The organism is Protofrankia sp. Cas8 (assembly GCF_963555845.1).
Classification (GTDB): domain Bacteria; phylum Actinomycetota; class Actinomycetes; order Frankiales; family Frankiaceae; genus Protofrankia.
The window spans coordinates 808-3,000 of the sequence record NZ_CAUVXI010000318.1; the positions used below are offsets into that span (position 1 = coordinate 808).

At 67.1% G+C, this 2,193-nt stretch carries 3 protein-coding genes and 2 pseudogenes; 4 read left to right on the plus strand and 1 reads right to left on the minus strand.

Annotation, left to right across the window (positions count from 1 at the left end):
- A partial coding sequence (locus U9977_RS26090; protein WP_322751930.1) for a methyltransferase domain-containing protein occupies nt 1-679 on the minus strand: 679 nt, incomplete at its 3' end.
- 139 nt (nt 680-818) lie between these two features.
- On the opposite strand from U9977_RS26090, the pseudogene U9977_RS26095 reads away from it, so the two are divergent.
- The 4 genes and pseudogenes from U9977_RS26095 to U9977_RS26110 all read left to right on the plus strand — a co-directional run.
- Nucleotides 819-1,502, plus strand: a pseudogene (locus U9977_RS26095) (DUF6119 family protein); the annotation flags it as partial.
- Nucleotides 1,499-1,750, plus strand: coding sequence for a hypothetical protein (locus U9977_RS26100; RefSeq protein WP_322751931.1), 252 nt, complete (start codon nt 1,499-1,501; stop codon nt 1,748-1,750). The pseudogene U9977_RS26095 and the gene U9977_RS26100, both read left to right, overlap by 4 nt.
- Nucleotides 1,747-2,022 (plus strand): hypothetical protein, encoded by a 276-nt coding sequence (locus tag U9977_RS26105; RefSeq protein WP_322751932.1) that lies wholly within the window; start codon nt 1,747-1,749, stop codon nt 2,020-2,022. Before U9977_RS26100 ends, U9977_RS26105 begins: the two co-directional genes overlap by 4 nt.
- 4 nt (nt 2,023-2,026) lie before the next feature.
- A pseudogene (locus U9977_RS26110) lies at nt 2,027-2,193 on the plus strand (transposase); the annotation flags it as partial.

Consider the following 2,193-nt stretch of genomic DNA (forward strand, 5'->3'; position numbering starts at 1 on the left):
GGCCGCGGATCGGCATGAACCCGCACTCGTGCATCGACACGCTCCGCCAATGGCCCGCCTGGCGTCGCAGTGCCACCGAACGGGTCAACCCGCGCAGCCGCAGCGGCACCACAAGCAGCCCGTCAGGAGCGAGCTGCTCGAGCCAAGCCGCCGGAAGATCCCACGCCCCCGCTGTCACGATGATCCGATCGAACGGGGCGGCCTGCCGATGACCGGCATCGCCGTCTGCGCACACCACCCCCACCGACCCGTACCCGGTGGACCTCAGCCGTTGCCCAGCCTCCTGGACCACCACGGCGTCGATGTCGATACTCGTCACCGCACCCGAGGGCCCGGCCAGCTCGGCCAGGAGCGCCGCGTTGTAGCCGGTGCCCGCCCCGATCTCCAACACTCGATCGCCTGGCTGGAGGTCCAACTGCTGGAGCATGACCGCGACGATGCCCGCCTCCGAGACCGAACTGGTCGCCACCCCCTGCGCGTCGCGGTGCGTGACTACCGACTCGCCGCTGTAAGCGCGCACCAATGGCGCGTCAGGGACGAACAGGTGCCTCGGCACTGCTCGCATCGCCGAGATGACCCGCGCGTCGGCCAGGACCCCGCGCTCACGCAACCGGTCAACCATCGCGTCGCGCAGCGTGCCAGCTCCCGGATCAGACAGTGTGGTCGTATCGGTGCCCATCGCCGAAGACTACGGACCCTGACGTGCCCGGAGAAGCCGCGCGGCCAGCTACGGCAACACCGCCTTCCATCCCCAGGACGAGCTGATGGCAATCTTCGAGGTTCCGTCGGTGAGGGCCGTCGCCTAGGTCCGGCCCCTCAGTCCGAAGTCCGAGCGGGCGCAGCACTTCGACGCGCGCCTTGATGCCATGCTGGGCGAAGGCGAAGCGAACCACATGGCATTGGCCGTCCCCAGCGAATGCCGGGACAGGTTCGAGTTCGCCGAGTCCTTCACGGTGACCATTGCGGGTAGTTCTTGGCAGCCGGCCGAGCTGGATCTTGAGGAGCTCGTCGCAGTCGTCCGACACCGCCCGCAAGGGAGCCGCTTGCAGGCGCTGCGCCAAGGCCGCATCGGGATGTTCGCCGACACCGACGGTGCGGAACCGATCAGCCGTAGGGTTCCAGCCGACCACTGGCTCACTGTCGAGGTTCCTGACGGGATCGTCCACTACTTCAACTGGCAGGGCCAGTGGTACGAGATCGGCGCGGAGTACCTCACCGTCATCGAACGAAGAATCACCGAGCTCCTGGCGCAGCCCGTCAGCGTCTCCCTGCCACCCTGGACCAGAGATGAAGAGCACGAGAAGCACGACGAGGGCTGGTACAATAGGCAGATCGCAGCGTGCCCGGCGGATGACGTCGCTGGCATTCGTGTGATCGGCAACCGCATCGGCACCACGTCTGTAGGGGCCGACCCCAGTGGACGGCGGCCCCCATGCGACGTGGCTCTGCAACGTCATAGCCGGCCTCGGTCTCGGCCGCCTACCATGGTCCTATGCAGATGACGTATGCGGAACTCCATGAACTGGTGGACCGTCTGACCCTGGAACAGGCTGGTGCGGTTCGGGACGTCGTGCGTCACCTTGTGAGTTCGGTGCCGGCGGGTGAGCCAGCCGCTGAGGATCAGGATGGAACCGTTGCCGAGCAGCCGGTGCGTCGCCTGTCATTCGCAGGCATGCTCCACAGCGGCCGAGGGGATCTTGCTGTTCGGTCTGAGGAGATCATCCGTGCGGAGCTGGGGCGTCCCACGTGATAGTGGTTGACACCGGGCCGCTCGTCGCAGCTCTCGATGCCGACGACGCTGACCACAAGCGATGTCTGGACCTGTTGGAGCATCATTCGGGGCCGCTGCTGGTTCCGGCTCCGGTGCTGACCGCGCTCGGCCCGGCCGGCGCGGGCAAGGCCACCGGCGAGCAGACCCTCGCCCGGACCCTTTACCCGCGCTTCCAGGCGGACTGGTTGGTCACGGCCGACCGGAACTTCTACAACTGGGCGGACCTGGTGCGCGGCCGACGACACCGGTAACAAACAGCTCAAAACCTATCTACGAGGACCGGGGCGCGTCCTGCGCTCGAAGTCCCCGGAGTTGGTCTACCAGGAGATCTGGGGCTACCTGCTGACCCACTTCGCGATCAGCGCGCTGATCTGCACGGCGGCGACCGCCGCCGGGATCGACCCGGACCGGATCACGTTCAA

Coding starts and splice junctions, on each gene's coding strand:
- U9977_RS26100 (WP_322751931.1), top strand. CDS start 1,499: ATGACGTATGCGGAACTCCATGAACTGGTGGACCGTCTGACCCTGGAA.